The organism is Chryseobacterium sp. (assembly GCF_022712095.1).
Classification (GTDB): domain Bacteria; phylum Bacteroidota; class Bacteroidia; order Flavobacteriales; family Weeksellaceae; genus Chryseobacterium.
Genome location: NZ_JALAHD010000272.1, coordinates 1 through 6,204, shown reverse-complemented (window position 1 = coordinate 6,204; position 6,204 = coordinate 1). Strand labels below are relative to the sequence as shown.

The 6,204-nt window shown below is 35.5% G+C and carries 5 protein-coding genes; 1 reads left to right on the top strand and 4 read right to left on the bottom strand.

Going from position 1 to position 6,204, the window contains the following annotated elements; translation table 11 throughout:
• Positions 1-677 (top strand): hypothetical protein (locus Q0A18_RS13900; protein WP_292010756.1); only part of this gene is annotated, 677 nt, incomplete at its 5' end.
• Between the two features lie 34 nt (positions 678-711).
• Here the strand turns inward: Q0A18_RS13900 and msrA are convergent.
• The 4 genes from msrA to Q0A18_RS13880 all read right to left on the bottom strand — a co-directional run bounded on the left by msrA (position 712) and on the right by Q0A18_RS13880 (position 6,112).
• On the bottom strand, positions 712-1,365 hold the full coding sequence (gene msrA, locus Q0A18_RS13895; RefSeq protein WP_292010755.1) for a peptide-methionine (S)-S-oxide reductase MsrA: 654 nt from the start codon (positions 1,363-1,365) through the stop codon (positions 712-714).
• A 91-nt stretch (positions 1,366-1,456) separates the two neighbouring features.
• Positions 1,457-2,425, bottom strand: coding sequence for an ROK family protein (locus Q0A18_RS13890; protein WP_292010754.1), 969 nt, complete (start codon positions 2,423-2,425; stop codon positions 1,457-1,459).
• Positions 2,426-2,512: 87 nt separating this feature from the next.
• Positions 2,513-3,733 carry a PepSY-associated TM helix domain-containing protein gene (locus Q0A18_RS13885; RefSeq protein ID WP_292010753.1) on the bottom strand — a complete coding sequence of 407 codons (1,221 nt, stop codon included), beginning with the start codon at positions 3,731-3,733 and terminating at the stop codon, positions 2,513-2,515.
• A gap of 222 nt (positions 3,734-3,955) precedes the next feature.
• The gene (locus tag Q0A18_RS13880) at positions 3,956-6,112 is read right to left on the bottom strand and encodes a TonB-dependent siderophore receptor (protein ID WP_292010752.1); all 2,157 of its coding nucleotides are present in this window, start codon (positions 6,110-6,112) and stop codon (positions 3,956-3,958) included.
• Between the last annotated feature and the right edge of the window lie 92 nt (positions 6,113-6,204).

The window sequence follows — 6,204 nt, the reverse complement described above, 5'->3', positions numbered from 1 at the left end:
CATCTGAAGAAGCTACAGAGACCTCATTTACCGGAATATTAAAATTCTTGGAACGGGAACTGGTTGATCAGCACCAGATTAATTTAAGTTATAGGTCATTTGAAACCTATTATAATACTATTGTCTTAAATGACAGGGATTATAATATTAGATCAGGAATTTTGGATGATTTGAGTCTATATTTGGGCTATGAAAACTTTAAAGCGTACTGTGCAGAATGGAAAACCATTGAATACACCATTAGTCAGGCTGTTTCTAAGCTGGTTATCAACATTGTAAACAAACCTATATTTTCCCTTCCGCAGTTTACCACAAGGCAGGCCGGTATGGGATTTATGGGATTAATAATGGCAACCGGATTACTGGCTAATAATTATGATGGGCTAAGTGGTCAGAAATTGATGTATTGGGATGGTGATCAATATAAGGTAACAACTTATAAGGATAAAAATCCTAACCATGAATTGGTTCCACTTGATCAAGCGAAACTGGACTTTTTTAAGAAAAACAAAAGGAGAGACACATTAACTGTGGAGAATGCATTAGGAAAAACCTGGTATTCTAAACAAAACAATGAAGTGGATTTTTTTACGATGGATGGTACAAATCCGGATACAGGAAAAGATTTGCGACCCGTGACTCCTCATATTCTTGAAAAATATGCAGGTGTGAAGTAAAATAAAAAGCGAAGAAATTTTCTTCGCTTTTATTTTATTCAGAATCTGTATTTAACATTCCCAGTTCTCCGAAATGCTTTTTAAATTTTTGTATTTTAGGCCCTACCACGGCGCTGCAATAAGGCTGTGTGGGATTGGCATTATAATATCCCTGATGATATTGTTCTGCCGGCCAGAATTTTTCAAATTTTGTTAATTCAGTAACATACGTTCCAGGCCATTTTCCCGAAGCTTCAGATTTTTTTATAGCTTCTTCAGCTTTTTGCTTCTCAGCATCATCTTTATAAAAAATAACAGAACGGTATTGGGTTCCGATATCATTTCCCTGTCTGTTAAGCTGAGTAGGATCATGGAGGAAGAAAAATACATCCATTAACTGCTCATAAGAAATAATTTTGGGATCGTAAGTGATCTGTACGACTTCTGCATGGCCCGTTTCTCCGGTGCAGACTTCTTCATAAGTAGGATTGGCTTTATGGCCTCCTGAATATCCGGATATAGCGGATTTTACTCCCTTTAACATATTGAAGCAGCTTTCCACACACCAGAAACATCCACCTCCAAAGGTGATCTGCTCTAAATTATTGTTATCCATTTTGGATTGATTATTTTGTTGAACGACTTTTTTCTCTTGTCCCTTGCAGGAAATGAGGAAAAAACTAATCAAAAGTAAGAAAAACTTTTTCATTTTGTGATGTCATTTGTGGAGAATAAATAACAAAAAACACACCGTTTAAGATAAGGTGTGTTATTATATTTAAAGATTCAATTCACATGAATTACTTTTCCCAAACTAAAGCACTTGCTCCTAAGATAGCAGCATCAGCTTCATCTAGTTCACTGAAAACCAATCTTACCTTATTTCTGAAAATAGGAAGTAGGTTTCTTTCCATATAAAGCTTAGCCGGTTTTAAAATGAAGTCTCCTGCTTTGATGACTCCTCCGAATAAGAGAATGGCTTCAGGAGATGAGAACATAACAAAATTAGCCAAAGCTTCTCCTAATTTTTGGCCGGTATATCTGAATACTTCAATGGCGATAGGATCTCCTTTTAAGGCACATTCATGTACTGTTTTGGAATTAATGGCTTCTTCCGGATATTGATTAAGCATAGATTCAGGGAATTCTGCTCTCATTTTTTTTGCTGTGATGGCAATACCTGTTGCTGATGCGTAAGCTTCCAAGCTTCCTTCCGATCCGGTGCTCCAGTGTTTTCTTCCTCCCGGTTTTACAATAGTATGTCCCAGTTCCCCAGCAAATCCGTCATGCCCATAAATCAGATGTCCGCCTGCTACAATCCCACTTCCAACACCTGTACCTAAAGTGATCATAATAAAATCTTTCATTCCTCTTGCGGCACCATACATCATTTCTCCAAGTGCAGCTGCGTTAGCATCATTGGTCATTTTGCAGGGAGCACCGAATTTTTCAGTCATCATCTTACCAAATTCTATAACTCCTTTCCATGGAAGGTTAGGGGCCAATTCTATGGTTCCTTTATAGTAGTTGGCATTAGGTGCACCCACGCCGATTCCTTCAAACTTCTTTCCAGCAGAATGTTCACCTACCAATGGTTGAATTTCTTTGTATAAAGCGTCTACAAAATCTTCAGGATTTTTATATTCATCAGTTCGGATAGATCCTTTTACTAAAATTTCTCCTCTGTGATTCACTAAACCAAATTTAGTATTGGTTCCACCGATGTCAATACCTAATGCAACCTGCTTTGATAGATCTACTAATGCCATTTCTTTCTTAATTCAGGGGCTAAATTTATAAAAAAGATTGTATTTAATAAGTGATTATTGATAGAATTCTTCGAAAAAAAAATAATTTTAAATGGATTGAATAGTTTTTACAGGTTTCTTTTTTCTTCTTCCCCACCAAATCATGAAACCTGTAACCGGTAATGAAGCACAGATCAAGCTTACTATAAAAGCAATAATTTTGGTAGGAAGTCCTAAAATTGCTCCTACATGAATATCATAATTAGCTGAAACTACTTTCTCTCCGAAGTTTTTATCTTTCGGATCATGAGTATGCAACAGCTCTCCGGAATTTTCATCAAAAATAAGATTACTGTTTTTATGATATGAATAGGAGAGGTGTTTTACGTAAATCCCAAAATTAGGGTGTTCATGATCATCCATGTGTTCATGTCCCAAATCTATCGAAAAGACATAAGCATTAGGATATTTCTCTTGAACGGTGCTGATTACTTTATCAAGAGTTTTTTCCGTTCTTTGCTCAATAGGGGCTTTTGTTGTAATGTGTGAAAAATCAGGATATTGAGTATTTCCTCCGGAAAAGATTACATAGATCATCGACTGAACAAAAAGGAAAGCATAAAATAAACCGGTTATTGAAAATATAAGAGCGAAGATAGAAGCATAAAATCCAAGAATATTGTGGAGGTCATAATTCTTTCTTTTCCAGCTTTTGATATTTTTCCATTTAAAAGAAAAACGTTGTTTTCTTGCAGATTTATTTTTAGGCCACCATAAAATAATACCGGAGATCAGCATAAAAACAAATATGAGAACAGGAATTCCCACAACATAGGTTCCCCATTCCTGTTTCAGTAAATAGCTCCAGTGAATAGATTTAATAATACTGAAAAAACTGTTTTTTTCATCATAAGTTCGCAGCACTTTTCCTGTATAAGGATTTACATAAGCTACTTTATAAATCGGAAATTCGTCAAAATAGTTCCATGCATCCGTATTATGCTCATACCAATAGAATAAATAAGACATTTTTTTGTCGATAGGAACATTCACCCAATGAATGGGATATTTTTCCTTCATCTGTTCGTCTACAGCTTTTTCTAAGACACGAATCGGAAGAACGCTTTTTTTGTCTATATTTTGTTCGTTATGATATATAACATCTTTACGGGTATAGCTTTCCACTTCGTCTTTAAAGACATATAATGCACCTGTAATGGAAATAATAAAAATTAAGAAGCCAATGATCAATCCAAACCACAAATGCAGTTTTCCTGTCCATTTTTTAAGGAAACCAGGCTTTTTTTTATGATGATGTTTTTTCTTCATGTCGTAATGAAAGTTTAGCAAATATATGACATAAATTTTATTTAGATTAATTAAAATTTACATTATATAATAAATGTTTCTCTTATTTCTGAAGAACTATTGCAGTTGTTATATTTAGTTCTGAAGGATATAAGAATAAATTAAAAATTGTAATATACTGGAACGTTAAGAGTTTTCTTATGGATAAAAAGGCTAACCGTTAGGTCAGCCTATAGTAATTACTTAAAATTTATATCCTATTGATAATCTGAAATTTCTAGGAGCTTCAGCCTGGTAATAGTATCCTCCGCGCTGTGTGCCGTCTGTCATAGTAAAGTTAATACTGCTTCCGCTATATAAATATCTGTCGAATAAATTGAAAACATTGAGCCCGATTCTGAATTTTGGGTTTTCCCAGGAAAGCCCGGCATCGAATTTTAAATAGTCATTCATTTGTAAAGGAGCGTTTGTGCTGCCCCAGTTCCAGCTGCTTCTTCCTCCTAAAAATGTTCCTCCAAAACTTAATCCGAATCCTTCTAAAGTTCCCTCTGTAAACGTATAGTTCAGCCAACCATTTAAAGTATGTTTTGCATATCCCGGAACTTTTTCTCCTTTTTGGTGACTTTGAGTGGTTTCTGAATATTTATTTTCAGTAAATGCATAGTTGAAAATGGCATTAAATCCCTTTACGATTTCTCCTTTAAGATCAAACTCCACACCTTGTACTCTTGTTTTTCCAAGAAGTACAGAAAACATTCCGGTTGGATCAGTCGGATCACCCGTAATTGCATTATTTTTATTGATATTGTACAAGGAAAGAGTAGTGTTCCATTTACCTGCAAACCAGTCTTTCTTGAAACCGACTTCTACATTATTACCGGTTATCGGTTTTGCCGTGCTTCCGTCTCGGAATAAACCGGCTTGTGGAGAGAATGCCTGATCATATAAAGCATAAGCTGAGGTATTATCATCTATTGAATAGCTCAAGCCAATACGCGGAGTAATTCTGTTAGCTTCTGTTTTTGTACCGTAATTATTCTCCTGTACATTGGTATAGCGGGCTGCTAATGTTAATCTTAAAGCGTCATCAAGGAATCCTAACTCATCCTGTAAATAAATTCCTGTGTATGTCTGCTCAATGGTTCCGTAAGGAGTAGCTCTTTCTAACAAAGATTTGCCTCCTGTATCAAAATGCGGATACCCATTGCTAGGAGCGGCATATGTTGTTGAATTTAAATCAAATGGATTTTCTTGAGTGTCTAAATTTCCACTTTTGCTCCAGTCAGCAAGGTATTTTTTTGAACCTAGATCTAAACCTGCTAAAATTTTGTGAGAAACAGGCCCTGATTTAATATAACCGTTTAAAAATGCCTGTCCGAATTTCATAACATTGCTTGCTTCCCAGAAATTGAGGGTTCTGATAAACTTTGTATCGGAGATGAATGTGCCCGGCCAGATATCGCTTCCCATCGTGTACTCATTGATATAAGACAATTGAGTCGTCAGTTTCCAGTTTTCATTGAACTTATGTTGTAAATTAACATTTACCGTATTATTGGTAACTTTTGTCGGATCAATACCCGGATCAGTAACCGTATATTCGGCTGGTTTTGTTCCATATCCTTCAAAACTGTAAACATAGGCTGATCCTACCTCAGACATTTTAGCCTTTTGATATACATATTCGGCTGTTACAGTGGTATTATCTGAAAGTTTAAATCTAAAGGAAGGATTGATAATATATCTGTCATTGAATTCATAATCTCTGAAACTCTTTTTATTCTGAGCCATCAGATTTAATCTGAAAGCGACCTTATCAGTGATTTTTGTATCAATATCTGTTTCTCCCCTGTACATATTGTAGCTTCCCAGTGTAACTCTTGCAGAACCGTTCAGTGATTGTCCGGTAGGTTTTTTAGTAACAATATTATAAATGCCGCTTGGTTCCCCATTAGACATTAAGAATCCCGATGGGCCTTTGATGAACTCTATATGGTCTACATAGCTCATATCTTCACTTAAAGGACCCCAGTTTGAAGTAACATTTACACCATTCATGAAAGCTGCTGCTCTTGAACCTCTCATGTTAACTCTTGTATACATGTCTCCCCAGTGTTCCAGCCTTTGAGCTCCAGCTACATTTCTCAATACACCATCGCTTAAAGTGGTAACTTGTTGGTCTTCCAGTGCTCTATTAGTAATAACGGAAACGTTTTGTGGAATTTTAATAAGTTCTTCGTCTAAGCGGAGTGAGGAAGATCCTTGTTTCTCAACATATTTCTTATAATATTTCCCGTTTACAACAACTTCTTCAATGTTTTTGGATTTAATGCTGTCCTCAGTCTGAGCAAGCACAATTGTCGATGCTAATAATGCAATTCCTAGTGTTATTTTTTTCATAGCCTTATAAGTAAGTTTTTCCTTGTGTGTATAATCTTATAGTTTAAAATTTATGATATTTCTTCACATAGTCTGTTTTTAATAGAATATTT

Coding starts and splice junctions, on each gene's coding strand:
- Q0A18_RS13890 (WP_292010754.1), bottom strand. CDS start 2,425: ATGGCATTAGTAGATCTATCAAAGCAGGTTGCATTAGGTATTGACATC.
- Q0A18_RS13880 (WP_292010752.1), bottom strand. CDS start 6,112: ATGAAAAAAATAACACTAGGAATTGCATTATTAGCATCGACAATTGTG.
- msrA (WP_292010755.1), bottom strand. CDS start 1,365: ATGAAAAAGTTTTTCTTACTTTTGATTAGTTTTTTCCTCATTTCCTGC.
- Q0A18_RS13885 (WP_292010753.1), bottom strand. CDS start 3,733: ATGAAGAAAAAACATCATCATAAAAAAAAGCCTGGTTTCCTTAAAAAA.